General features: G+C 47.2%; 17 protein-coding genes. 3 read left to right on the top strand and 14 right to left on the bottom strand.

The genetic code is table 11. From position 1 onward, the window contains the following. Positions 1–108: 108 nt before the first annotated feature. Complete coding sequence (locus MHB71_RS27640; protein ID WP_340028205.1) at positions 109–1,098, bottom strand: LacI family DNA-binding transcriptional regulator; 990 nt, start codon at positions 1,096–1,098, stop codon at positions 109–111. 763 nt (positions 1,099–1,861) lie between these two features. On the opposite strand from MHB71_RS27640, the gene MHB71_RS27635 reads away from it, so the two are divergent. From MHB71_RS27635 to MHB71_RS27625, 3 genes are all read left to right on the top strand, one after another. Beyond that, a complete protein-coding gene (locus MHB71_RS27635) occupies positions 1,862–3,508 on the top strand; it encodes an AraC family transcriptional regulator (RefSeq protein WP_076253662.1) in 1,647 nt (548 codons plus the stop codon). A gap of 110 nt (positions 3,509–3,618) precedes the next feature. Next, complete coding sequence (locus MHB71_RS27630; protein ID WP_076253663.1) at positions 3,619–4,647, top strand: ABC transporter substrate-binding protein; 1,029 nt, start codon at positions 3,619–3,621, stop codon at positions 4,645–4,647. A gap of 78 nt (positions 4,648–4,725) precedes the next feature. Further along, entirely contained in the window at positions 4,726–6,438 is a 1,713-nt protein-coding gene (locus MHB71_RS27625; RefSeq protein WP_036612711.1) for an ABC transporter ATP-binding protein, read from the top strand. Between the two features lie 52 nt (positions 6,439–6,490). Here the strand turns inward: MHB71_RS27625 and MHB71_RS27620 are convergent, their stop codons facing one another. The 13 genes from MHB71_RS27620 to MHB71_RS27560 all read right to left on the bottom strand — a co-directional run bounded on the left by MHB71_RS27620 (position 6,491) and on the right by MHB71_RS27560 (position 25,580). Then, on the bottom strand, positions 6,491–8,065 hold the full coding sequence (locus tag MHB71_RS27620) for a hypothetical protein (protein WP_340028204.1): 1,575 nt from the start codon (positions 8,063–8,065) through the stop codon (positions 6,491–6,493). Between the two features lie 197 nt (positions 8,066–8,262). Next, a complete protein-coding gene (locus MHB71_RS27615; protein WP_340028203.1) occupies positions 8,263–9,555 on the bottom strand; it encodes an ABC transporter substrate-binding protein in 1,293 nt (430 codons plus the stop codon). Continuing rightward, positions 9,534–11,309: a sensor histidine kinase gene (locus MHB71_RS27610; RefSeq protein WP_340028202.1), complete on the bottom strand. Its 1,776-nt coding sequence runs from the start codon at positions 11,307–11,309 to the stop codon at positions 9,534–9,536. The genes MHB71_RS27615 and MHB71_RS27610 overlap by 22 nt, the downstream gene beginning before the upstream one ends. 92 nt (positions 11,310–11,401) lie before the next feature. Further along, positions 11,402–13,051: an extracellular solute-binding protein gene (locus tag MHB71_RS27605; RefSeq protein ID WP_315371733.1), complete on the bottom strand. Its 1,650-nt coding sequence runs from the start codon at positions 13,049–13,051 to the stop codon at positions 11,402–11,404. 27 nt (positions 13,052–13,078) lie between these two features. Then, a complete protein-coding gene (locus MHB71_RS27600) occupies positions 13,079–13,948 on the bottom strand; it encodes a carbohydrate ABC transporter permease (protein WP_036667808.1) in 870 nt (289 codons plus the stop codon). Between the two features lie 15 nt (positions 13,949–13,963). Then, positions 13,964–14,929, bottom strand: a complete 966-nt coding sequence (locus MHB71_RS27595; RefSeq protein WP_017691858.1) for an ABC transporter permease subunit — start codon at positions 14,927–14,929, stop codon at positions 13,964–13,966. Between the two features lie 227 nt (positions 14,930–15,156). Beyond that, entirely contained in the window at positions 15,157–16,704 is a 1,548-nt protein-coding gene (locus tag MHB71_RS27590; RefSeq protein WP_340028201.1) for a response regulator, read from the bottom strand. A 289-nt stretch (positions 16,705–16,993) separates the two neighbouring features. Further along, a complete protein-coding gene (locus MHB71_RS27585; RefSeq protein WP_036667966.1) occupies positions 16,994–18,217 on the bottom strand; it encodes an MFS transporter in 1,224 nt (407 codons plus the stop codon). 192 nt (positions 18,218–18,409) lie between these two features. Next, positions 18,410–20,473 (bottom strand): molybdopterin oxidoreductase family protein, encoded by a 2,064-nt coding sequence (locus MHB71_RS27580; protein WP_340028200.1) that lies wholly within the window; start codon positions 20,471–20,473, stop codon positions 18,410–18,412. A 425-nt stretch (positions 20,474–20,898) separates the two neighbouring features. Continuing rightward, positions 20,899–21,750 (bottom strand): formate/nitrite transporter family protein, encoded by an 852-nt coding sequence (locus tag MHB71_RS27575; RefSeq protein ID WP_340028199.1) that lies wholly within the window; start codon positions 21,748–21,750, stop codon positions 20,899–20,901. A 379-nt stretch (positions 21,751–22,129) separates the two neighbouring features. Then, the gene (locus tag MHB71_RS27570; protein ID WP_074092585.1) at positions 22,130–23,491 is read right to left on the bottom strand and encodes an FAD-dependent oxidoreductase; all 1,362 of its coding nucleotides are present in this window, start codon (positions 23,489–23,491) and stop codon (positions 22,130–22,132) included. A gap of 485 nt (positions 23,492–23,976) precedes the next feature. After that, positions 23,977–24,456, bottom strand: a complete 480-nt coding sequence (locus MHB71_RS27565; protein WP_340028198.1) for a glutathione peroxidase — start codon at positions 24,454–24,456, stop codon at positions 23,977–23,979. A 239-nt stretch (positions 24,457–24,695) separates the two neighbouring features. Then, positions 24,696–25,580 carry an ABC transporter ATP-binding protein gene (locus tag MHB71_RS27560; RefSeq protein WP_036612750.1) on the bottom strand — a complete coding sequence of 295 codons (885 nt, stop codon included), beginning with the start codon at positions 25,578–25,580 and terminating at the stop codon, positions 24,696–24,698. Positions 25,581–25,712: the final 132 nt, after the last annotated feature.

Raw genomic sequence — 25,712 nt, 5'->3', positions numbered from 1 at the left:
AGAATAGGGGCCTCTTCAAACCGGCTCTTTACAGCCCGTCCGGACGATAACCCCATCATTAAACTTTTACTTCAGCATGCAGGCAGTTCTTTGTTATTCAGACTCGGTCTAAACCGAACGTATAGAGCTGCGCTCGATCATATTAATCGTTAACGTATATGAAGGGTCAACCGCTTCGCCATTGAGCATCTGGAATAACAGATGTCCGGCGAGCGACCCGGCTTCATGCTTCGGCTGGCGTATCGTTGTCAGCGGTGGATTCACATATTCGGACAACTGAATATCATCAAAACCGATCACGGAAATATCATTCGGCACCGATACACCACGCTCTTCCAATGCTTTCAGGCCACCAATCGCCATCTCATCGTTACCGTAAAATACCGCTGAGGGAAGATCGCCCTGCATGATCATCATTTTGGTCGCACTGTATCCGCCCTCACGCACAAAATTACCGTTCAGACGCCATTTGGACTTTTCTTCAAGTCCCGCTTCCCGCATCGCTCGCAGATACCCTTGGTAACGGAGCGCGTTGTCATACGAGTTGGATGGGCCACTGATATAAGCAATCTTCTGATGTCCAGCCTGGATCAGGTGGCGGGTAGCAAGGTAACCCCCCTGCTCTCCATCAACCAGCACGTTAACCAGATGGTCACTCGACAGCTGACGATCCATCACAATGATCGGAAAACGATGACCGGCAGATTCTACCAGAATATCATCATGGATGTTATGCGCCAGGATGATGGCTCCATCTACTCTTTTTTCACGCAAAAATCGCACTGCCGTTGAGTCCCGTCCACCCATGGAGCTGCAAGCAATCAGGTCATACCCGTTCGCGAGTGCTACATCCTGTACACTACGGATCAACTCCGAGTAATACGGGCCCGACAGATCGGTCAGGATCAAAGCGATCGTGTTTGTCCGGCTCCGTTTCAGGTCCATGGCAAAGCCGTTCTTGCGGTAATTCAGTTCTCGTGCTGCCTCAAGCACTTTAGCCTTGGTCTTGGCACTAACCTTGCTATCCCCGCTCAACGCATAGGAAGCAGTCGAGAGTGCTACACCAGCCAGCTTTGCCACATCCTTAATCGTTGCCATTCCACGTTCGCTCCTTCTAAACTATATATAAGTTCAACTAAAGAATATTTACACTTACCACTCCGATGACAGAATAACCTTCCGATCGCTGTTATCCCCAGATTTTTTTAATTCCCTTCTTCAAAGGGAAAATCCGGGGATAAAGGCTCAGCATATGCTTCCGATGCAGCTTTCTTTCAGAAAGCTTTTAGCTTCGCTTCTTCACGTTATTTCTGTCCTCTCCGTTCTCGCGTAAAAAGTTTAGTTGAACCTATAAAGAACAAATTCAAGGTTACCCCACATTTTATACGGTACATGGTTAGAACAACCACTAAATCCTTCATTATCGTTTATTAATCTTTATACATATCATAGCGATGGATGTCAATCGAAACGTTTCGAGGTGTTCTCAAAAAAAATCCTCGTTCCCATCCTTATGGGGCCACGGTTGAATGCATCCCGTTCCAATCCATACCATTAGTGATGGTCATGACACTTCTTTCAATCTGGCGCTCTATAAACAGTTCGTGCCTAATACAATGAAACTGGCAGTAAACGCCAGATTGAAACGTTTCGACATTTTCATTATAGTCGGTGTTGATAGCGATTTCAACCACTTTATCTATTTTTCAAATAAAAAGTTGATTTGTTCAATCTGTCCATCCACGTCACTCCGTTTATAGTATATACTGCATAATAGTCGAGATCCGAGAATTACGCCAGTACACCAGGGGCATGAGACGAATACTGTCCCTGCTGACTTATGTAAGGAGACAGTTATCAAATGAATATTTCCAAGCCTATTTACCATAAAAAATCGCTGTCCCGCTCCGTTTCCTTGCAGAAGATTCAGTCCATCCCCGCTGCCCTGTTCAAGCTGCGCCATCTGGTGCAACTTCATGACCGTGAGGCGTTCTCCCGTACAGATGAGATGTGGAGCACACTTCATGTGCTATACGTCATTACTGCTGGCCAGGCCAGGCTGATCAGTACAGAGGGTAAACTGACATTAAATGCAGGCTGTGCAGTCGTTCGGCAAGCTGGAAGCCTGCTTCAGCACGAGAACAAGCGCGGCTCCCTGTCGCCAGTACAGGGCATTGCTATTGCTTTTGATTCCACTGAAAATGAACAGCTGTTCTGGCCGTTCGGGATACCAGTTCCCATTGGAAGTCGCACTCTCACCGACAGGGCAGTAGAGCTGGTTCAAGCCAGTACGGCAGGCCGTGATTCCAGCCCCTTCAGGCCACATATGCTTTTCTATGAGTTACTGGATATTTTGCGGGATCATGCGGCTCATTCTGCTCATGAAGATCACTCCTGGCTCGATGCCGTGCTCAGACATATCCATCAGATGTATACCCATCCGTTAACCCGCGAACAATTGGCACGGGATGCAAATGTGAGTCCTGAGCATTTCTCACGGGAGTTCAAGAAACATACAGGTCTTACGTTTGTTGAATATGTAACTCGTCTCAGAATCAGGATGGCTCAGGAACATCTGTTGTTCGCGAACCCTACGCTACAGGAGATTGCACAACTGACAGGCTACAGGGACACCTTTTATCTGAGCCGCAAATTCAAACAGATGGTTGGATCAGCACCAACACACTACCGGAAAATGCCCAAAAAGATTGTTTCTTTGACTTACAACTATACGGCTTCACTTCTGGCATTGGGTCACACTCCCCACATGGGTGCCGTCGCCAGCTGGATGGAAGAAAAACGTGGTGAACATGTTCATGATGGTCATGAGCAATTTGAGCAGCATTCCGAATATGAGCTTGTTAAACATACGGATCTGATTGCAAACGCTCAGCCCGATGTCATTATCGGGTATGCACCACATCCCGCTTCTGATGAACTACGTCTGATCGCACCAACCATTCTGATGCCCTTTGAGGAAATTGATTGGCAGGAGCAGCTTCTTCTTTTGGGCCGAATTACCGGGCTTGAGTCCAATGCACAGGCGTTGTTAGATCAATATCATCAACTTGAGCAAGAAGCCAATCATACGTTAGACCAACAGATGGAAGGAACACGAGGGTCCGCCGTTTGCATGTTTATGATTGGAGAGGACGGCGCTTATATCTATGGTCATGGCTGGGGCAGAGCTTCTCATGTGCTGTATCAATCGCTGAGCTTCACTCCGCCGTCACGTATGGAGCAGGATGGGCAGTTACTTACGGGGTACGTTCATGTTCCGTTGTCCGAGATTCACTTGTATGCCGCAGATCACATGTTTGTCGCCTTCCCTGAGGAACCTGCCGAACGAGAAATGCTGGATAACCTGCTGAATCAGGAATCCTGGGGCACCCTATCCGCCGTTCGTGAAGGACGTGTATACGAGATTGATGCCGACATGTTCTATGGATTTGATCCCTTGTCCGTTATGGAGCAGTTGCAGCATATCATGCGTCACCTCACATCATAATTGTCCATGCAGTAGTGATCATAGTTGTCCATGTACAAATATCACATCTTCCTCTATGTTATTAATGAGAATAATAATCATTATTGATTATGCACAGGGGGAACAAAAATATGTTTGCTGCAAAAAAACGCTTTTCCGGCTTGCTGCTTATGCTCGCCATCATTATGATTCTGGCTGCATGTAGCAGCGGAACAGGCTCGACTGCCACTGAACAGACTTCGGCAGCGGGAACCGAAACAACAACAGCCTCTTCCGAGACGAACACAGACACGTCGTCCGGTTCAGACAATTCAAATGCTACACGGATCTACAAGTCATTAAGCGGAGATGTTGAAATTCCGGCTGAACCGAAACGAATCGTTACCGATATGTACGTAAGTGATCTGCTCGCACTGGGTGTGAAACCCGTTGGTGCTGTTCAATATTATTTGGAAAACCCGTTCTATGCAGATCAGGTAGCGGGCATAGAGAGTATTGGTGATCGGGCGGCGGTATCCATGGAGAAGGTTGTTGCCTTGAACCCGGATCTGATCATTACCTACTCTGATCAGGCCAGCGAAATTGAGAGTTATCAAAAAATCGCACCGACCGTGGTCATTCCGTATGGTACTTTCACCAATGTACACGACGAAATCCGGGGATTCGGAGAGCTGATGAACAAATCCGAAGCAGCCGAAGCTTGGCTGAAAACGTACGATGAACGGATTGAAGCCGCTCGCGCTAAGGTGAAAACAGTCATTAAACCGGAGGAAACCTTCTCCATCCTTGAAGTATCCGACAAAAGTTATTATGGATATGGAGACAATTTTGGTCGAGGAGGACAAGCGGTCTACAGTGCTTTGCAACTTGCCCCACTCGAAATCACCAAAAAAGAACTGATGGGTGATACCCAATGGAAAGAAATTTCGCGTGAAGTTGTTGGTGATTATGCAGGGGATCATATCTTCTTAACCGTTGGAGAGAACAATAAAAATTACCAAGGCGATTCCATCTGGCAATCCCTGCCGGCTGTGAAAAACAATCAGGTGTATGAGTTGCTGGAAGACCGTTACTGGTACTTCGACCCGATTGCGATTCAAGGTCAGGCTGAGGAATTCGCCGATATGATCGTAGAACGTGCCGAGCAAAACCGTAAATAACATAAGCATGAATACAGGTGTCCGGACAGGCTAATCATCCTGCTCGGGCATTTATGTCATATTGAGGAGGACTTACATATGCTTCGCCGTTTTATGTCTTATTATCGTCCTTACAAAAGACTCTTTATCTTGGACTTCTCCTGTGCCATCGCTGCCGCTCTGCTGGAGCTGGCCTTTCCACTCGCCGTTAACCGGGTGGTCGATCAACTGCTTCCGGCTGGCAATTGGTCCATGATCTTAGCGGCGTGTGTCGGGTTGCTCGGCATCTACCTGCTCAGTTCCTTTTTCCATTATGCAGTGACCTATTGGGGCCACAAGCTTGGTATTAACATCGAATCCGATATGCGGCGTGAACTGTTCCAGCGTGTACAGAAACAGTCCTTCCGCTTCTTCGATAACAATAAGACCGGGCATCTGGTCTCCCGCATGACCAACGATCTGATGGATATTGGTGAGATCGCGCATCATGGACCCGAGGATCTATTCATTGCCCTCATGACACTCGCTGGAGCTTTCGGGATTATGCTGGGGATCAACTGGCAGCTCGCTGTGATGACGTTCATCATTGTGCCGCTGATGATCTACCTGTCACTGTATTTCAGTCGCAAAATGTCCAAGGCGTTCAAGCGCATGTTTGCGGATATCGCCGATTATAACGCACGAGTAGAGAACAATGTGAGCGGCATCCGTGTGGTACAAGCTTTTGCCAATGAAAAACATGAAGTAGGACGTTTCGTTGAAAACAACGAACGTTTCCGGCTTACAAAACTAATCACCTACCGTATTATGGCCTGGAACTCTTCACTCAGTTTTATCCTGATGAAATTTGTATCGCTGTTTGTACTGGTATGTGGAACCTGGTTTGTCATTCAAGGCAGTATGACCTACGGGGAATTCATCGCTTTTGTGATGCTCTCCAATGTATTCCTCGGACCGATCGAGAAGATTAACTCTGTCATCGAGACGTACCCCAAAGGCATCGCCGGATTCAGACGTTACCTGGAGCTGCTTGAAGCTGTACCGGATGTAGAAGATACACCACAGGCGAAGCCGATTCCGGATGTCAAAGGAGATATTGCTTTCCATAACGTTACCTTTTCTTATGGAGAACACAAACCTACGCTGTCTCAGGTTAATCTGGATATTCAGGCAGGCCAGACGGTTGCTCTGGTTGGACCTTCGGGCGGAGGTAAAACGACGTTATGCAGTCTGATCCCACGTTTCTACGATGTGGATGCAGGACATATCTCCATCGATGGCATTCCGGTGAAGGACATGACGCTGGAATCACTGCGCTCCCATATCGGGATTGTGCAGCAGGATATTTTCCTGTTTGATGGAACAATTCGAGAAAATATTGCATACGGCAAACTGAATGCTTCCGATGAGGAAATCTGGCAAGCCATTCGCCGGGCCCAATTGGAAGAGCTGGTACAATCCCAGCCAGATGGACTGGACACCATGATCGGTGAACGTGGCGTGAAATTGTCCGGCGGACAGAAGCAACGTTTATCCATCGCAAGAATGATCCTGAAAAACCCACCTATTCTCATTTTGGATGAAGCAACATCCGCACTCGATACCGAGACGGAAGCTGCCATTCAACTGGCCTTGTCCGAGCTGGCTCAAGGCCGTACGACATTGGTGATTGCCCATCGACTGGCGACCATTAGACACGCCGATCGCATCGTGGTGGTGGAGAACGGCAGCGTTGCTGAACAAGGAAGTCATGAAGAACTGCTCGCGCGCAAAGGCTCGTACAGCCGACTGCATCAAGCCCAGTTTGGTTAAATACAACGACAAAACAACCTTCCCTCAGAACTAGAGGTGAAGGTTGTTTTATTCATTTCAGGTATCCTTTGGATTTCCAAAATCGTTTTGCAAATGATTCAGCAGCGTAAGGCAGCTCCCCATTCAGTAGATCCTCATTTGCTTGAATGAGTACTTGGCGTCCACGTTCGAGCAATTGAACGGCATGTAGTAATTGAGAGCCGCCGATGTAATGAAGTTCAAGCAACAATGGATCTTCTTCCTCGTCATCCTGAGCCGAGTATTCGATCAACACACTTTCCGAGCCGTCCGCATGTTGGTGCAGGGTATAATAGTATTTCTCCACCTGCTTCTCCCCTTGAGCATCCACATACTCTCTTCCAATACGTAGCATAGCTGGCTGGGGAACACCATCAGACATCTGACCTGCTTGTCGAAATGCATAATATAACTCTCCAATCCACAGTCCGTGCCGATCATCATCATAATAATCGTCATATGGCTCCACGACAGGCAGTGCTAATAAATCGTGGATCAGTTGGTGCGAAATTAAGGAACGGGCATACTGATAATTCGATACAGACTGCAACAAGGTGCTCCATCCTTGCTCGCTTAACTGCTGAATATCAGCAGGTGAGTTCTCCGAAAATACGTTCCATTCCGAATTCTCATTGTGAAGATAACGATATGCACCTGAGATCATCCAGACAGGTTTACCCGGTTGTAGGATATGTTTATCAGGAGTGTTGGAACCTTGATCTGATGGCTCCATCTTAAGCAACAATGCACAGTTATGGTCATCCTGAAAATAAAGACTGCGGAAATACCCCTCCGTATGCTCATCTCCATAGACCGATACTCGGCAAAATTGCTCGTTCAACCAAAATTCATAGCTGTTGAGTAACTCATCCTCCTCTCTTACAGGCAACAAAGATGGATGAGTAAGACGCTCTATGTTCTCAGCGGTAATCCGATGATCTTCGAACCAATCCGGCACATCTGGCTCTGATTCATCAGCATGAATGTACTTTCGGTTGATTACAGGTTGTCCTTGTTGCAGCCTCTTTAACATTTCTTCTCGCCAAGGAAACGGCTCTGTATCTTCATCAATCACACATTCAGGAACGAATAACGCCAACATGTCAAAGCCCCGCCATGGTCCGAGATCCTCCCATTCTTCAAGCTGACGCTTCACATTACGCTGTCCTTGAACCTGAATCGTATATTGATCGGTACTTACCAGCAATCCACCTTCTACATTCCCTCTCACTGTCAATTCTCCATGGTTATAATCCCCCCAGAACATATCCTCCACATAGAGATTACCTGTAATATATATTTCCTGCCCACCCACGATCATATAGGGCGTTATGAGATTCCCAAGTACAACCAGATTTGAACTGGCCGCGTCGGAACTTGTATTTCCAATATAACGATCCACTGTCAGATTTCCTTCAACCAAGATCAAAAAAGGTCCTTCATCCAACAACAGTTCACTGATATGAAGATCACCAGAATGTAACCATACTTCCTCGGCTTCAAATTCACCGTTGTGCGCTTCATTCTGAGTGTACATCCAGCTCTCCTGAGGCAACTTCGTTTTCATATCGGCAAAAGACACCTTGTGACCTATCTGATGTATGGACATGTCCTGACACTCCTCATCCATTAATATATGGATAGAATCTATCTAATCTACAGATAGGACAACTACCCATTTTCATTATACTAGAGGAAATATACACCATTCCATAACAAAAACCCTCACCCGAGTAGAATGAAGGTTGAGCTTGTGAACGACAACAGCCCCAAGCCCATTAAATACATATATGATCTAGTCCATTCTTATAACTTCCCACCCAGAATTGCGTTCGCCCGCTCACGGAAATCCTTCGCCGCCTGCTCAGGCGTAATTTTGCCAAACAACAGGAGATCGTACAACTCACGTAACACCGCAGTGACCTCTGGCGCACCTACAGGATCAGGCGGGTCCATCTGAGTGCTGTTATCCGCAACCCAATCGATATAATCAAACACCTGCGCCAGCTCCGGTTCAACCACCAGCTTCATCCGCTCTTTGACACTGGATGAGACAGGCACACCCCGCTCCCCTTTGAGCAGCAGATTGGCATCCAAATCATTCACAAAAAAGCTGATGAACTTGGCTGCCTCTTCCTTATGTCTGGAATTGCCCGCCATGGAGAAAAACATGCCTGGCTTCAAGAACAATCCATCCTGACTATTTGGCCCAGGCATTGGGGAGATGGTTAAGGGTTTGCCATAACGCTGAGCGGTGCTGATAAATTGGTTGGAATACCCCCAACTAAACAAAGCCTCTCCCAGATAAAACGGGTCGTTATCAGGCTGGCCAATATCTGATGTCCAGATATCCGGTGCAAAAATAAGTTTCTTCTCTGCGAGCTGCTGCATCCTGCCAAAGTATTCAATAAATAGCCCATCATCCTCATAACCCAACCTCTTGCCATCCTCCGCGTATAGCTTGGAACCATACTGTCTCAAGTAATACGCGAAAAACTGTTCCGGCGTAAAATAGGTTCCCAGATAGATGCCTTTCCCGAGTAATTGCTCGCCCATCCGGTCAAAATCCGCCCATGTCCACGTATCCGTTGGCAATTCAATATCATGGGCCTTTAACACTTCCGGATCATAGATGCTGAGCATGGCGTTAACCCCCAAACTGAGACCATAGGTTTTTCCATTCAGGCTACCACTCTCCAGCTGTTCCTTCTCAATATCTGTCGTGTCAATCAGCCCGCTCTGCATGTACGGCGTCATGTCCTCCAACAGTTGCAGCGAACTGTACTGGGACAGATAGGAGATGTCCATCTGGATAATGTCGGGCAACGCATTGCCTGCTGCATGTGGGGCAAGTTTTCTCCAGTATTCGTTGAAACTGCTATATTCGTATTCAATGTTCACATGTGGATTCAACTTCTCATACAGGTTGATAACGGCAATCGTTGCATTGTTGCGGAACTCTCCACCCCACCAAGCGATTCGTAGCGTTATCGGCTCTTCTTCCACAATCATGCCTGGCCTTTGATCCAACTGGTTCACGCAGCCAGGAAGAGTCAGCATAAGGCAGAGCATGCCTATCATTCGCATCCATCTTCCCATAACTTCTCCTCCTTACCTGGTGATGGGGGTGGCAGCAGCACCGTTACTCTCGTTCCAAGCCCCGGCCTGCTCTCCAGCAGAACGTCATATTCTTCGCCAAAAGCCAGACGTACCCGCTCCCTGATATTCAGTAGACCAATACCTGTGCCTCTGGTTTTCACTTCACCGCGCAGCACCTGTTCCACATATTCGGGTTCCATGCCGGGACCGTGATCCTCCACGATAAGAGCCAGCTTGCCAGCTGATATCTCGGCATACACTCGAATCAGACATGATCCAACCTGTGGTTCCAAACCATATTGAATGGCATTCTCCAGTAGTGGCTGTAGGGTCAACTTTGGAATGGCACAACCCAGATAAGAAGCAGGCACATCCATACGGAAATCCAGCCGTTGCCGGAAACGGTAGGTCTGAATGGTGATGTAATGATTGACGATCTCCAGCTCTTCCGCAATGGTAATGATATTTTGTTTGAAGCTGATGGAGGAACGCAGCAAATATCCGAGTGATAACACCATACTGGAGATTTGCTCCTGCCTGTTCTTTTTGGCGAGCCAATGGATCGAATCCAGCGCATTATACAGAAAGTGGGGATTGATCTGCGCCTGTAGCGCCTTGAACTCCGTTTCTTTAATGACCAACTGGCTTGCATAATTTTCTTTAATCAATGTATTAATATGTGTAATCATCAGTCGATACGTACGCTGTAGTAACCCCAGTTCATCCATGTGCTGGTGCGTTGGAATGGACAGATTGGCGTCTATATTCTCCAGATCCCCATACTGAACCTCCTTCATCTGACTGATGAGTTGCCTGATCGGCCTTGTCAGACTTCGTGCGAACACCATACCAAGCGCGAGAACAACCAGAATGGCGATAAGATAAACAACAATCAAACTATTTTTCAACCATATAATACGTTCAAAAATTTCATCATAAGAGGCCATATTATAATACACCCAGTCGGTGTATGCGGATTTCTTCTGGGAAAGAAATATCTCCCTCCCATCCAGATTCTTGATCTCATATCCCCCACTGCCTGGAAGTGGATTCAGTCCGGCGGACACCGCTTCTGGAAGCTGGCGATAAGGATACACCACATCACTACCTGCTTTTAAAATAATGTCACTGTCCTGGCTATCGATGCCCGCATACTCCTCGACGAGTCGCTCGATATTAATACGCAGAAACAGTATGCCTACCGGTTCCAGGGTCATCGGTTCATAGGCTCGCACTTGACGCACCATAACCAGCATCGGGTCATCGTCATCCGGGTATAACCAGCGCACTGCACCATTGGCCTGCTCCGCAGCCGCAATCATCCGATCATATTTTTCCTGAGATACGGTTAGTGTCTCGCCATATTTATTGACTCTTCCCCTGGAATCAATCAGATGAACGGACTGCACATATCGTGCAGCCGCACTAATATGCTCCCATAGCCGATCCGTGATCTTTTTTCGTTCAATAAAGCTTGAATATGCGCTATCGTCATCCAGCAACGACTTCAAGGCTCTTTGAATCTGCGTATCGGAGATCATGTTTAATGATAACGCTTCCAACTTCTGAAGTTCAACATCCACTGTAGACGAAGAAAGGTTCAGAAGTCGGGACGACTTATCAAACAGCTGTTTGTCATACTCCGAGTACGTATAATACAAGGACCCAAACGCGAGGATGATGACAAACGCCATCATGAACATAATCATCAGAAACATTTTCATTTTGATGCTGAGTTTGCGGTAGGCTGTCATGACCAAAGCGCTCCTTTGAACCACGTGATACTACTAGGTATATCACATACAGGAAGGTTTCCCCAAAGTTTTAGCGCTCGATTTCTCACGTATTATTTAGACTGATATCGATCATACGCAGCCTGATGAACCTCAATCGCCCGGTCAATATCCATGCTCTTGATTGTTTCGACCATCTTGTCAAATTCGGTGATCGGTTTCTGTCCGCTAATAATGGCAGTCATCGTTTCATTCAAATACGTATTCACCTGACTCATGATGGATGTACTTGTGGTCACCTCATCTGTTGACAAACGAATTGGAGGAAGCGTTAATGCTGAGCTTGCTTTCATCCATTCCGCGTTCGCCGCACGCTGTCCGTCGTCAAATAATAAGGCATCCAGATAACGGCTATCCTGATTGATTGGACCGTCCATAATGGATAAGGCATAGGAAGCCAGTGCCTGGTCATACGTTAGACCGTTCGGATTATCAATGATGGTATCTGTGAATTTGACACCTTCCCCGTCACGAACATAGCTGTCATTTTCGATACCAAAGTTGAACAGATCACTACCCTCTTCGCTATAGTTGTAGTCCATCCACTGAACAATGTATTTCAATTTTTCTTCGTCTGCGGAAGCTGTAATAGCCTCACCATAAGACAACACTTTAGCGTCCAGATTAAATGTCGCATACGAAGTTCCATCCGGAGATACAGGCCATGGTACACCCGTCACGTTAAAGTTCGGATCCGTATCTCTCATCAGATTGAAGTATTTCCCCATGCCGCTGAACACACCACCCTGATATGCGCCTGCCAGATTGCTGGTGACCTTGTAATCGAAAGCTTTACCGTCATTGGTCATGATCTCGGGATCAATCAGCCCTTCTTTGTACCACTTGGCCATGGTCTCCAAGAAATCACGGTAGCCCGGCTGAATCGGTCCAAACTCCACCTTGTCTCCATTCATCTGGAAGCCACCAATGACGCCAAATGCCGCGGCAAAATCATGGAGCTTGGTCAGGTTACCCGGTCCCCAGTTTCCGGTGAATGGTAGCTCATCTGGCTTGCCGTTGCCGTTAGGGTCCTGTTCCTTAAATGCCTTAAGCACCGTATACCACTCATCAATGTTGGTAGGTACTTTGAGATTTAATTTATCAAGCCAGTCCTGGCGCATAATTAAACCTGAAGTGGCATTCAGCTTCAATGCATCCAGCTTCAGCAGCGGGAACATATAGATCGTTCCATCGTCGAGTGCAATCTGCTTTTTCACATCCGGATCGGATTCAATAATCCGCTTTAAGTTTGGTGCATAACTGTCGATCAGTTCGTTCAATCGGATGATCCGGCCGTCCTTGATCATTTTTTCCGGTCCGCCAACGGCATCCGCCCAGTTATAATAAATGACATCCGGCAGCTCCTTCGTGGAGATCAGCAGATTGAACTGGTCGCGCTGTTGTCCAAGCGGAGGATGTGTAAACTTCACTTTGATGCCTGTCAGCTTCTCCTTTTCCTTATAAGCCGCCATATCGCCAAAATTGTTCAAGGAAGCTGTCAGTTTGGCATCATTGGCGCGCCAGTAATCAATGGTAAATGGCTCACTTGTAATCGGTAGCGGAATCTCGGTTAATGCCTGAACCGCAGGTTCTGTTCCTTCTGCTGGCTCTGCGTTACCTGGTTCATTATCACCTGTACAGCCCGCCAGTAAAGACATGGTAAGTAGCGATGACAACAGGATGGACCCCATTCTTTTTTTCACGTAATTCGCCTCCATAGGATACATTTTTTATTGTTTCACAGCACCGATTAGAGCGCCCTGAACAAAATAACGTTGGATGAAAGGATATACCAGCATGATCGGCAGTGTGGAGATAATAATAGTCGCATATTTGATGTTCTCCCCAATGGCAAAGCCGGTATCGGCGCCAGCGCCCATGGCCTCTGTACTGCTGCTGATCAGAATATCACGCATAATAATCTGTATTGGATATAACTCCTGACTGCGCAGGTAGAGCATAGGTCCGACATAATCATTCCAATGGTCAACCGCATAATACAGCATCATGACCGCCAGGATCGGTTTTGACAAAGGCAGTACAATTCGGAACAAAATCAGAAAGTCATTGGCACCATCAAGCTTCGCCGATTCGATCAGACTGATCGGAATGCCCTCAAAGTTTGTTTTCATAATGAGGAAATAAAACGTGCTGATGGCACCCGGAATAATAAGCGCAAAACGGGTATCAACCATGCCCAGATTCTGAATCAGCAGAAAAGTTGGAATCATACCCCCGCCGAAGAACATCGTGAACGTAATCAACTTCATCAACGTTTTTCTGCCCATCAGATCACCGCGTGACAGCCCATATGCAGCCAGCGAGGTCATGAGCAGATTGATGGCTGTACCCACCACAACATAGAACAAGGTGTTCATATATCCCGTATAGATGCGAGTATCCTGAAATACCGACTTGTACGCTCCCAGCTGAAAACCTTCAGGAATGAGCATCAGTGAACGGGAACGTAGCATCTGGTCCGGGTCGCTGATTGAAGAATTGAACACGTACAGCATCGGGTACAAGCATAAAACCATGATCACCAAGAGCAGCAGTGTATTAAATACATCAAAAAGTCGTTCCCCTATAGACTGTTTCATCGCTTCACCTTCCGATTACCATAGACTGGTTGAGTTAAGCTTTCTGCTGATCGCGTTTGCGATAATGAGCAGCGCGAAATTAATGACGCCGTTAAATAGTCCGATGGCGGTTGAATACGTATAGTTCCCCTCCAAAATACCGGATCGATAAACAAAGGTGGATATGACATCCGATGTCTCATAGGTCGGTGCTGTTTGCATCAGCAATATTTTCTGAAAATCCGCATTCATGACCGCCCCCATACGCAAAATTAACATGATCACAATCGTGGGCATAATGCCCGGCAGTGTAATATGTAACAGCTGTCTCCAGCGGCCTGCGCCGTCAATTTTGGAAGCCTCATACAACTGAGGATCAATACCACTTAGTGCTGCCAAAAAGATAATCGAGGCCCAGCCTGCGCCCTGCCATATGTTGGACAGGATGTACATCGGACGGAACATATCTTTTTCCGCCAAAAACATAATTGGCTGCAGATCGAAAAAGTCACGAATGACGTTAAATAACCCACCGTCCAGAGATGAGAACGTTTTCAACATTCCAACCACGACGACAACCGAAATAAAATGCGGCATATAACTGATGGTCTGTACTGCACCTCTGAACCACTTCTTCCGGACTTCATTCAGTAGCAGTGCTAGTAGAATCGGAGCCGGGAAACCAAACACAATACTGTAAAAACTCAAAATCAGTGTGTTCTTAATCAGTCGCCAGAAATAATAACTTTCAAAAAACATGGTGAAGTTGTCAAATCCAACCCATTCGCCTGCCAAGATTCCTTTGATCGGGTTGTAGGATTCCTGAAATGCCATCAGTAGCCCGTACATTGGCCCATAGCTGAAAATCAGATAGTAGGCTACCACAGGAACGAGCATCAGATAAACGTATCTGTTGCGGACAAGTTCCTTTTTCACCGAACTCCATTTGCCAGCTGGCTTCAAACGCCCAGGTTCAATCCCCCGGCTTCGATTCAGCTCCATCCACTCAACCTCCACTCTCGATGTTCATTCACTAACATGACACTTCTAATGATAGAAGCGAGCGCCTTTTCTTCCCATGCTCATTTCCGATAAATGGATGTTCAAAACCGAGTTCCGTCCGACAAAAAAAGACCCTGCTGCCGATGAATGGCGTACAGGGCCCGATCACAGAATAGATGTAGATCGGATGTAAATATTAGCTATGTAGAAGCGACAGCAACGCTGTCTTAGGGTACTTTTTTATACTCGGAAGGGGAGAAACCCGTGTATTTCTTGAACATTTTGCTGAAATACGGCCAGTTGGCACCAAAGCCTGTCTGTTCGGCAAGCGAGGATACAGTGCAGTTCCCGTCCTGCTCCAGAAGCTCCAACGCTTTACGGATGCGGTAGCTTAACACATAGTTCGTAAATTTCTCACCAGTTTCTTTTTTGAACATTTTGCCGATGTAGTCTGGATTCATGTATATTTCCCCAGCGATGGACTGGAGTGTTAATGTCTCGTCCTTGTAGCGTTTCTCTACCAACTGTTTCACACTGCCTACCATCTGCGATTGTCTGGAGCGATGTTGATCATAGCGGCGCAAGGTGATTTCTTTGGCGACAGCAAGCAGAAACTGTTGAAAAGAATGCAGGGTGCTGGATTCAATCATGCCTGGCAACTGGTCCATATACCTTTTCATCTCGGCAGAACCACTGAGTCGAATCATCTCCATAAACATCTGAATAAGATAGGACTTCGTTTGGGATATATCGTATCGCAAGCTGGCAAGCAACTGAAACATCCGGTTCAGCTCTGATCCCACTTCCTGCCAGTGTCCCGCCTTGATTGCAGTAACCATCCGCTCCGGATCGTATTCGAATTCAGGAAGAATGCGTTCTCCGGGAGAGTAAATATCCCGTTCCATAATGAGACTGCCCTCACCGAGGTAAAAGCGGTAATTGAGATAAACCAGCGTCTGCATGTACAAATGGCGTGCCTGCGAGAGGTCTCCTGGCTCGCTTAGCGCTATCGTGAGATCATCATGATAATATCGGGTAAATGTGGCGCGAATCTCATCGATATTATGGAACAACTGCGTTTCAGACAACTTGTCCTCCATGATTAGTAGCACATGCCTTCCAACCGTGGCACTTAATATTGGATTGTGAAAAATATCTTCGGCAATGTTCTTCACCGCGAACAAGTGCAAATACTCATGATCCCCCTCAATCTCTACCAGCAGCAACCGCACACGCTGATCCTGAAACTGTACATCGAATAATTCCTCGAAATACTTCCATTCCTTGACCCCGTATGTTCTGTTCGTGACTAGCTCTTTCAGAAAATATTCCTTGGCATGTGGCAGTAGTCGCTCCAGATTATATTGGATCGACTGCACAAAACGCTCCTGATCGGTTAGCTCCCGCTTCTCACTCACCAATTCACTAATAGCCTGTACAAGATGCTCTTCACTGCAGGGCTTGAGCAAATAGTGCTTCACCCCATACTGCATGGCCGTTTTCGCATATTCGAACTCCGTAAAACCCGTGAGCATGATGAATGAGATATGCTGATACTTCTCTGCCACAGCTTCAACCAGCTGTAACCCATCCATTCCCGGCATGCGAATGTCCGAGATGATGATATCCGGGCGTTGCCGCTCAATTGAAGCAAGCGCTTCCAATCCATCTTGAGCAATGCCGATCAGTTCTGTTCCTAATCTGGACCAGTTCACCACACTGGAGATCCCGTCCGAGATCATAAATTCATCATCAACCAGCAAAACCTTGTACATCGTATGCATCCTCCTGCCTTTAACCAGTTCCATTCTATTATATGGGCATTATGCACAAATAGAGGGGAGGACGTTGATTGACATGGAATTGAACCCTAACAAGTCTGATTGTTGAACATTCCTGGCTCATCTCATCGGGAAAATCATTCGCTGGCACGGCTATTGGAGTTAGTCTCTCTAAAGACAAAACAACCCTCACCCCGCTACTGGGGTGAAGGTTAGCCTCGCTTCATTTTACAATATCATCAGGGTACGGTTACGGTACAGGAAAAGAAATTACGATACTGCGTTACGTATCCATTCCATACTCTTTCACTTCACGATTGCGGTTCAACACTGCGTGCAATACAAAACCAAGTACCGCAATCGCCGCTGTGCCTGTTGCCAGCCACGCTACCGGAATAAGTCCCTGTTTGTCATACATGACCCCCATCGCATAGGGCCCGATAACCCGTCCAACCGCACCGATTCCACCCGATATCCCGATGTAAAAAGGTGCCGCCCTGCCAGCATGCTCCGAGATAAACGCAGGTGTCGCAGGGGAGATCAACATCTCTCCAAACGTGGCAAGTACCATTGCAAGCACCATGCCTGGATAGCTGTACATGGTAATCATGACAATGTAGGCCATGCCATAGAATACCGCACTCGCGGTCATCTGGGCAGTGGAGGTACGGGCCATGGTCCGTTTCACCCAGCTGGTAAAAGGTTGGCCCACAAAGATCAGCACCCCGTTCAGGGTCCAGAGCAGACCGTACATTCTTTTTTCCATACCCTCAGAGATGATATACGGGGACACACCTGTGTTCCAGATGGAGTTGCCGAATAACAGGAAGAGTACGCCCAAGCTCATAAACAGATATAGTCGGGTATTACCCAGCAATGCCCAGACGCCCGGCCCATCGGGGACGGTTTTCCGTTTCGTCAGATGTACTTCCCCCTGATCCGGTTCAACCCGCGACAGATAATACCAGAAGAAAATTGCAAACCCGGCTGAGGTCACCCCGTTTAGAACAAAGCTGAGGTGATAAGAAAAGTCAGCCAGAAAACCACTCAGCGCCGTACCAATCGCCACCCCGATATTGTTCGCCACATAGATAATATTGAATAATTCACCGCGTCGCTCCGCAAACCGGAAGCCAATAAAGGCCTGAATCGCTGGCAGCGACAATGAACTGAACAGCCCAATCCAGCCCATAGCACATATAAATACGACCCAATACGCACTAATCCACGGTAGCGCAAACAAACCTAACGCATTAAGCGCCAGTGAACCAATGATCAGCTTCTTCACGCCCACCCGATGGTACAACGAACCACCAAGCAATTGTCCAAAGATGCCACCCAGGGACTGAATGAGGATCACAAAACCGGCGTTGGCCATCGTTCGTCCAAGCTCATCAAACACATACATGGTGGTCAGCGGCCACATCAATGCACTGCCGGTTGCGTTAACCAGACTTGCTAATAAAAATATTCTCACTTCTTTTGGATAGTTATCCAGCCATCTCATCATCGTTAATTCATTCTCCTTAGTACCTCTGCACAAACAAATGGTCATAAAAAATAGACCTTTGCCCTGACGGCATAACCATAACCAGCCAGAGCGAAGGTTTTATGAAGTGTTACATCTATTGCTCTTTAATCCTGCTCAAATTCTAGCCTTTGTTCATATTACCTCAAAAAAATCGCGCTGCAAGCACACTCATTGCCGCTTCACTTCAACAGTGGCCGAGAAGAAGGTAGCACCGTTACCCATGTCCGACAACCGATTGGACGTCAGTGAATTCGCCCGCTGCTTCTTCCCGTCACCATCCCACCATAAGCCTTGGCTAATCACTGTTCCCGGCAGCATGGCTTCACTCACCTTGGCGGTAAGTTCAATGCGCCCACGATCATTCCATACGACCACTGCATCTCCATCTTCCAGGTTTCTACGGATGGCGTCCTCGGGGTGTATCTGCAATAGAGGCATCTTTTCCAAACGCTGATGTTTGGCTGAATTACCAAAGGTGGAGTTCAGGAAATTATGGTTTGGCGGCGACAGGAACATCAATGGATACGTATCGGCAGGTCCAGCCGGATTCTCCCCATCGTATCCTTCAACCAGAGCACTATAGGTAGGGAGCGGCGGAAGCCCTCTCTGTTCCATCGTCTCCGAATATAATTCAATTTTGCCTGAAGGCGTGGGCAGCTGATCTAGATATGCAGCATATGGCGTCATATCCAGCTTCACGAATCGATGTTCCTTCAGTCCTTCCAACGTGACCCCATTCATGTAGGGGTTGCCTGTGCCCTGAAGTGCGTCCTCAATCATCTGTTCCGGCGTTTCTCCGAAGATTGCAGGATCGTACCCCATAGCCTGCCCAAGCAGTGAGAACAGTTCCACATTGCTCTTGCTCTCCCCAATCGGTGCAATCACCGGCTCTTGCAGATGAACGTACTGATGCCAATAAGAGGTGTACAGGTCCGTCGCTTCAAATGAAGATGTGGCTGGCAATACGATATCTGCATATTTCGCCGTATCCGTCATGAACAGATCATGCACAACCGTGAACAGATCCTCCCGTGCAAAACCTCGCTCCACCCGCTCGGTATCCGGTGCCACCACCAGTGGATTGCTGCAGTAGACCATCATCGCTCGGATTGGCTGCTCTGCTTCCAGCAACGCTTCACCAATCCGGTTCATGTTCACCACTCGCGGCTCCGGATTCTGCCGCAGCTCCGGACGTTCGAGCGCGTCGCTATTTGTGCTCGCGTAGCTGTTGGTGCGAACAGCACCGCCGCCTTGCTTCAGCCATTGCCCTGTAATGGCAGGCAGACAAGCAACGCTACGCACGTTCATGCCCCCATTATCATGGTGCTGGAGGCCATTGCCGATGTGAATATGGGCTGCCTGTGCGTTGCCGTATAGTTCGGCCAGCTCCACAATGGTTTCCTCCGGCACGCCCGTAATGCGTGCAACACGTTCAGGGGTGTAACTGCGGACATGATCACGTAGTGCCTCATGACCTATCGTATACTTTTGCATAAACGCTTCATCCGTTAGCCCCCGTTCGAATAGCACATGCATCAAACCCAGCGCCAGTGCGCTGTCCGTGCCCGGATACAGCGGAATAAACCAGTCGCCCCATTGGGCGGTACGATTGCGATGAACGTCGATGACGACAATCTTGGCGCCTTTCTTACGGGCTTTCTCCGCCAAAACGACCTGGTGCATATTTGTACTGACGATATTGCCGCCCCACACCAGGATGAGATCCGCATGCTCCGTATCTTCCGGCACCGTTCCCCGGTTGGCACCCATCGTATATTTCCAGCCCGTATTTCCAGCAGAGTTACAGATCGTCTGCTCCAGTACACTCGCACCAAGCGCATTGAAGAAACGTCGGTCCATGCCGTCTACGCCGAGAATGCCCATGTTACCGTAAAAGCTGTAGGGCAGGATGCTCTCCGGGCCGTAGGTTTCGGACAATGCAGTGAATTTGGTCGTAATCTCGCGAATCGCTTCATCCCAACTAATTCGTTCGAACTTGCCTTCACCTTTGGCTCCTACACGTTTCATCGGATATTGTAGACGCTCGGGGTGATACACCCGCTCAGTCATATTTCTGACTTTATTACAAATGGCACCCTTGGTGATCGGATGATCCGGATTGCCTGCCACCTTCACAATTTTGCCGTTCTCTTTATGTAATAACAGACCACAAGTGTCCGGACAGTCGAGCGGGCACACCGCCGCAAATATACCATTCTCCTGATCGATCATCGTAAGGCTCCCCTCTTTAAAAGCTATCCCTATATCATATCTTCTTCGAGGTTATCGCGTAAAGAGAACAGTATGTTTTTGCTTCATATTCGCCGCTATAGCGGCTTTAAATTATTTTCAAAAAAATGTTTTTGAGTTTGATTCAACTTCAGAATTCAGGGGTAAATTAAAAATAAGGCATTAGGCTAGTGTTTCCCCACTTCCTCCTCATGCCATATCATGGACCACTCCCGAAATTCGCCATGAACAGGTTTCGTTCCCCCGAACCTTGTCATGGCGAATTTATTTTGCGTTAAACTCCAACAAGAACCCCATACAAAAAAACGATCCCGCCCTGTTCCGTCACAGCATGTTCGCCATGAACCGAGCAAGATCAGAATCGTCTTCACTTCTAATATACGTGTATCCATACCTCGCTGTGCCCTCTATGCTTGTTTGCTCAACATCACTCTAGCCTCAGTCTCCACAGGTTCGATCGACGTTGCTATCTCCGGCTTCACTTTTGGCTCAGCTTGGCGCAGGTACACCACCCAATAGGCTGCAGCTACAAACAGAGCACCACCAGTCAGATTCCCGAGCCATACCGGAATGAAATTCATCACATATTGACCCCACGAATAATGTCCTTCAAAGATTGCCGCCGGGATGAGAAACATATTGGCTACAACGTGCTGGAATCCAATCGCCACAAATGCCATCGTTGGAAACCAAATGCCCAGTACCTTGCCACTCATCGTATCCGAAGCATAAGATAACCACACGGCCAGCGCGACCAGCCAGTTACAGCCGATGCCAGAGATGAAAGCTTGCAGGAAACCGTCATGCAGCTTATGCCCAGCCATATCCACCACTTTTGCCAGATATACACCCTCTCCGGTCAGACCCAGCACATGTCCAAACGCGTACGCGACAAACAAAGCTCCAACAAAATTACCAATCGTCACTAAGGTTAGATTTTTCAACATACTACCCACAGATAATTTTCGTGCAATCGTTGCAAGTGGAACTGCCATCATGTTGCCCGTCAGCAGCTCGCCACCACCTATGAGTACCAAGATTAATCCAACCGGGAACACTGCTGCTCCAATCAGATTGACCAGACTCCCCCACTCTGCCGGCGCAGAAGCAATCACTCGAATATCCAGTAGAAACCCCAGCGCAATAAAAGCCCCTGCCAGAAAACTAAGCACCAGTACAGAAGACGCCGGATATTGAGCCTTTTTCATGCCTGTCTGCGCCGTATATTGTGCAACCTCAAGAGGTGTTTTTGCTGCCATATCATTCATCCTCTCCTTCATTGTTCATCGTTTGGAAAAACGACCTGAATTTCATTGTTTATGCGTTGAATACCACATCCTAATTGTATCTCGGTCCTAAACATAACTTTGTGCAAATTATCACAATGTTGTTTAAAAAAGATACTTTAAGAGTGTCTTGGAATAGTTAACTCAGCAAGCGTATAGTAAGGCCTTTTGTAGCTAAAACAACAAAAAAAGAAGACTGACGATATACTCGTCAGTCTTCTCTTTCCTTTATAATCGTCCGCCTTGTTTCGTAATCTTGGCAGTTATCGCACAGCTCTTATTTACGGACAAGCATGACTTATCTTTGTATGGCGTTTATCAAGATCGCTGTTCAACCATCTATTCTGCTTCCTTACACCATTGCTGGTGCTTTTACTTCTATTGGAGGCAGTGCTTGCAGACCAGCCGTGTTCAGGAAGTTCCATGGTTTGTTGTAATGTGGCTGGAAGAAGAAGTCGATGAAGGCCAGCTCATCTACGGTCATGTTATTTTGGATGCAGACCGAGATCGTATTAATCGATTGGGTCAGATCAACCTGAGACATCACCTGTGCTCCAACGATCCGACGAGTAGCCTGCTCATATACCACTTTGAGCAACAGTTTCTCAGCCGTTGGCATAAACTCCGGACGGTAGCTGTCTTCCAGTACCACGGATTCAACAATCAAGCCTTCGTCAGCAGCAGACATTTCCGTCATCCCTGTACCCGCGATATTTTGCTCATAAATTTTGATACCCGATGTTCCTTGTGTACCCATATACGGTGTCGTAGGACGAACCAGGTTACGGGCTACGAGTGTACCCATCCGCACGGCGTTGGTTGCCAGTGGAATGTAAGATGCTTTGCCTGTTGGGTTGTAATGAATAGCACAGCTGTCACCCGCAGCGAAGACGTCTTTTTGACTCGTTTGCATATATTTATCCACGATGATTGCGCCGTTTGGCAGCATATCCACTTGGCCTTTGAGCAGCTCTGTATTTGGGCGGAAACCAATGCACAGAATAACCAGATCGGTTTCAAACTCTCCTTTGGACGTGATCACCTTAGTCACTTTGCCATTTTCACCAGTAAACTTCTGTACCGTTTGACCAAGAGCCAGCTTGATGCCGCGTCCAGTCAACGTGTCTTCGATCGCATCCGTGAATTCAGGGTCCAGGTATTTGTTCAAAATCCGGTCCACACTGTCGATCAGGGTAACTTCCTTGCCGTTCATTTGGAAAGCTTCGACCAGTTCTACGCCGATATATCCTGCACCTACAACGGTAACACGTTTGGCATCTTTGGCTTTTTCAATAATCGTGTTGGAATGATTGTAGTTTTTGCAAAGTAAGATGTTGTCCATCTCGATGCCTTCAAGCTTCGGAACGACAGGCCATGACCCCGTTGTCACGATCAGTTTGTCAAACGTATCTTCAAATTCTTCCCCGGTTTGCAGGTTTTTAGCCTGAAGGGTATGGCCCTTGGCATCTACTGCTGTTACTTCATGAAGCATCTTGGTCTCGACACCAAGCTCTGCCAGTTGATTAGGCGAAGAATAGAACAAACCGTCAGGGTCTTTCACAACCCCACCTACGTAGAGCGCAATGCCACAAGATAGGAAGGAGATATTGTCATTGCGCTCATACACCGTGATGGTAGCATCCGGGTACAATTTGGCGGTATTTACGATGGCTGCGGTTCCTGCGTGTGTACATCCGATAACTGCGATTTTCATTAAAAGTTCCTCCTCGAAATATATAAATGAGTTTGAATATAAGGTTGTTATGGTTGTGAAACATTTCACTTCTTATTCGAAACTGTGTATGTGATTTATTTCACTTTATACACTCATTATAATGTGATATTTTTCACATTGCAATAGGTTGAGCAAAAAAAGTTTGTCGAAGGAGGTCATTTCCCTGTATTTACGCCTTTCTTCCCTTCATTGTATTGATTTCATTGTCCCCGGATTTGGGCGGGTTTATGCTATGTAATGGCTTCCGTGATCCCTGTATGAACACAGTGTGGACGTATAAAGTTAGAGTCCTCTCTTGCATTCATGTTTTACTTGTACAAAAAATAAATGGCTTCAATTTTCATTACAGGGTTGATTTCATGGATCCAACTCCTACCTGTGAAGAGAATAAATCTGCGTATATAAAATAATCAAAGAAGCCCATCCTTGTTTATGCTAGGACAGGCTTCTCAAACGTTCTTGTATTAACCGAGCAATTTCTCGATATCTGCAATCATTGTCTCCGGAGATTCTTTTGGTTCAACACGACCTACCACTTCACCTTCACGGTTAACAAGGAACTTGGTGAAGTTCCATTGGATGTAGCTTGTTTCGCCTATGCCTGGTTGTTGCTCCTTCAGGTATTGGAACAGGGGATGAGTGCCCTCACCATTCACATCTACCTTGGCAAACACCGGGAAATTCACACCATAGTTAATCTGGCAAAATGATTCTGCTTCCTCACTTGTACCTGGCTCCTGCCCTCCAAACTGGTTACAAGGGAAACCCAGTACAACCAAGCCTTGATCACGATAACGATCATAAAGCTTTTGCAATTCACCGTATTGCGGGGTCAGCCCACACTTGCTGGCTGTATTGGCAATGACCAATACCTTACCTTGATACAGATCCAGTGAGACTTCTTGGTTCGCGGTGGTTACCGCCTGATATGAATATACGGACATGACTGATTCCTCCCATGACATATGTTGGTTTGGGCTGTTGCGAGCACGTTGGCATAACCAATGAACCCACAGCCTGTCCTATTATTATAAACCTGATCCAATGTGATTACCAAATCCCGGGTCTACTCGTCCCCTTTGCTCCCATGCATTGCAAATCCCCCATGAATGCAAAAGAGCCGCGTGCGATAGCGCACAGCGGCTTCATTCTATAATGTAAGGACCACATATGGCCCATTTCGTTAACTTCCTGTCGCTTGAACACGTGGTTCTGCCCGTCCTCCAGCATGAACCATCGCGCTGTTCATGACCAGCTGCTCTGGCGTCTTCGATTGCTGGCGTTCGCCTGCAAGAGCGTAAGGCAAGCAGAGCGGTACACCGGAACGCGGATCAATCACGATATCTGCTTCAATGTTGAATACTTCACGAAGTACATCTGAGTTCATAACTTCCACAGGTGAACCATGAGCGATGGCTTTACCTTTTTTGATACCAATCATGTGATGTGCGTAGCGGGAAGCATGATTCAAGTCATGCACAACCATAACAATGGTACGGTTGGCTGTGGCATTCAGTTGCTCCAGTAATTGCAATACTTCGAGCTGGTGAGCCATATCCAGGAACGTAGTCGGCTCGTCCAGGAAAAGGATATCTGTTTCTTGTGCAAGTGCCATGGCAATCCAGGCACGTTGACGCTGTCCACCGGACAGTTGATCAATCGGACGATCATGGAATTCAGTCATGGCTGTCACTTCAATAGCCCATTCAATCATACGTTTGTCTTCCGCACGCATGGAGCCAAATCCTTTTTGATAAGGAAAGCGACCATACGATACCAATTCAGTAACGGTAAGACCTTCAGGGGCTGTTGGATTCTGTGGCAAAATCGCAAGTTGCTTGGCAACTTCACGCGTGGACTGTTTATGGATGGACTTCCCGTCGAGCAATACATTACCTGCTTTTGGAGCCATAATACGTGCCATCGTTTTCAGGATGGTTGACTTCCCTGAACCATTGGCTCCAACAAGTGCTGTAATTTTTCCTTGGGGAATCTGAATATTCAGATCCTCTACAATTAGTCTTTCCTCATAAGCGATATCCAGCTTGGTCGTCTCCAGACGAAACATGCGATCATCCCTCTCTCATTTATCCCGGTTATGTAATCCGGCTATGACAACAAAAACGAAATTGTAATTCTGTGATTTCCGACGCAAATATCTTCTACACTAAAGATACTGATAATCATTATCATTTGTCAA

Source organism: Paenibacillus sp. FSL H7-0940 (assembly GCF_037979415.1).
GTDB lineage: Bacteria > Bacillota > Bacilli > Paenibacillales > Paenibacillaceae > Paenibacillus > Paenibacillus amylolyticus.
This window is presented reverse-complemented; position numbering and strand designations above follow the sequence as displayed.

Bases quoted from the DNA above. Each gene is read 5' to 3' on its own strand.
- MHB71_RS27640 (WP_340028205.1), bottom strand. From the start codon at position 1,098: ATGGCAACGATTAAGGATGTGGCAAAGCTGGCTGGTGTAGCACTCTCG.
- MHB71_RS27635 (WP_076253662.1), top strand. From the start codon at position 1,862: ATGAATATTTCCAAGCCTATTTACCATAAAAAATCGCTGTCCCGCTCC.
- MHB71_RS27630 (WP_076253663.1), top strand. From the start codon at position 3,619: ATGTTTGCTGCAAAAAAACGCTTTTCCGGCTTGCTGCTTATGCTCGCC.
- MHB71_RS27625 (WP_036612711.1), top strand. From the start codon at position 4,726: ATGCTTCGCCGTTTTATGTCTTATTATCGTCCTTACAAAAGACTCTTT.
- MHB71_RS27620 (WP_340028204.1), bottom strand. From the start codon at position 8,065: ATGTCCATACATCAGATAGGTCACAAGGTGTCTTTTGCCGATATGAAA.
- MHB71_RS27615 (WP_340028203.1), bottom strand. From the start codon at position 9,555: ATGGGAAGATGGATGCGAATGATAGGCATGCTCTGCCTTATGCTGACT.
- MHB71_RS27610 (WP_340028202.1), bottom strand. From the start codon at position 11,309: ATGACAGCCTACCGCAAACTCAGCATCAAAATGAAAATGTTTCTGATG.
- MHB71_RS27600 (WP_036667808.1), bottom strand. From the start codon at position 13,948: ATGAAACAGTCTATAGGGGAACGACTTTTTGATGTATTTAATACACTG.
- MHB71_RS27595 (WP_017691858.1), bottom strand. From the start codon at position 14,929: ATGGAGCTGAATCGAAGCCGGGGGATTGAACCTGGGCGTTTGAAGCCA.
- MHB71_RS27590 (WP_340028201.1), bottom strand. From the start codon at position 16,704: ATGTACAAGGTTTTGCTGGTTGATGATGAATTTATGATCTCGGACGGG.
- MHB71_RS27585 (WP_036667966.1), bottom strand. From the start codon at position 18,217: ATGAGATGGCTGGATAACTATCCAAAAGAAGTGAGAATATTTTTATTA.
- MHB71_RS27580 (WP_340028200.1), bottom strand. From the start codon at position 20,473: ATGATCGATCAGGAGAATGGTATATTTGCGGCGGTGTGCCCGCTCGAC.
- MHB71_RS27575 (WP_340028199.1), bottom strand. From the start codon at position 21,750: ATGGCAGCAAAAACACCTCTTGAGGTTGCACAATATACGGCGCAGACA.
- MHB71_RS27570 (WP_074092585.1), bottom strand. From the start codon at position 23,491: ATGAAAATCGCAGTTATCGGATGTACACACGCAGGAACCGCAGCCATC.
- MHB71_RS27565 (WP_340028198.1), bottom strand. From the start codon at position 24,456: ATGTCCGTATATTCATATCAGGCGGTAACCACCGCGAACCAAGAAGTC.
- MHB71_RS27560 (WP_036612750.1), bottom strand. From the start codon at position 25,580: ATGTTTCGTCTGGAGACGACCAAGCTGGATATCGCTTATGAGGAAAGA.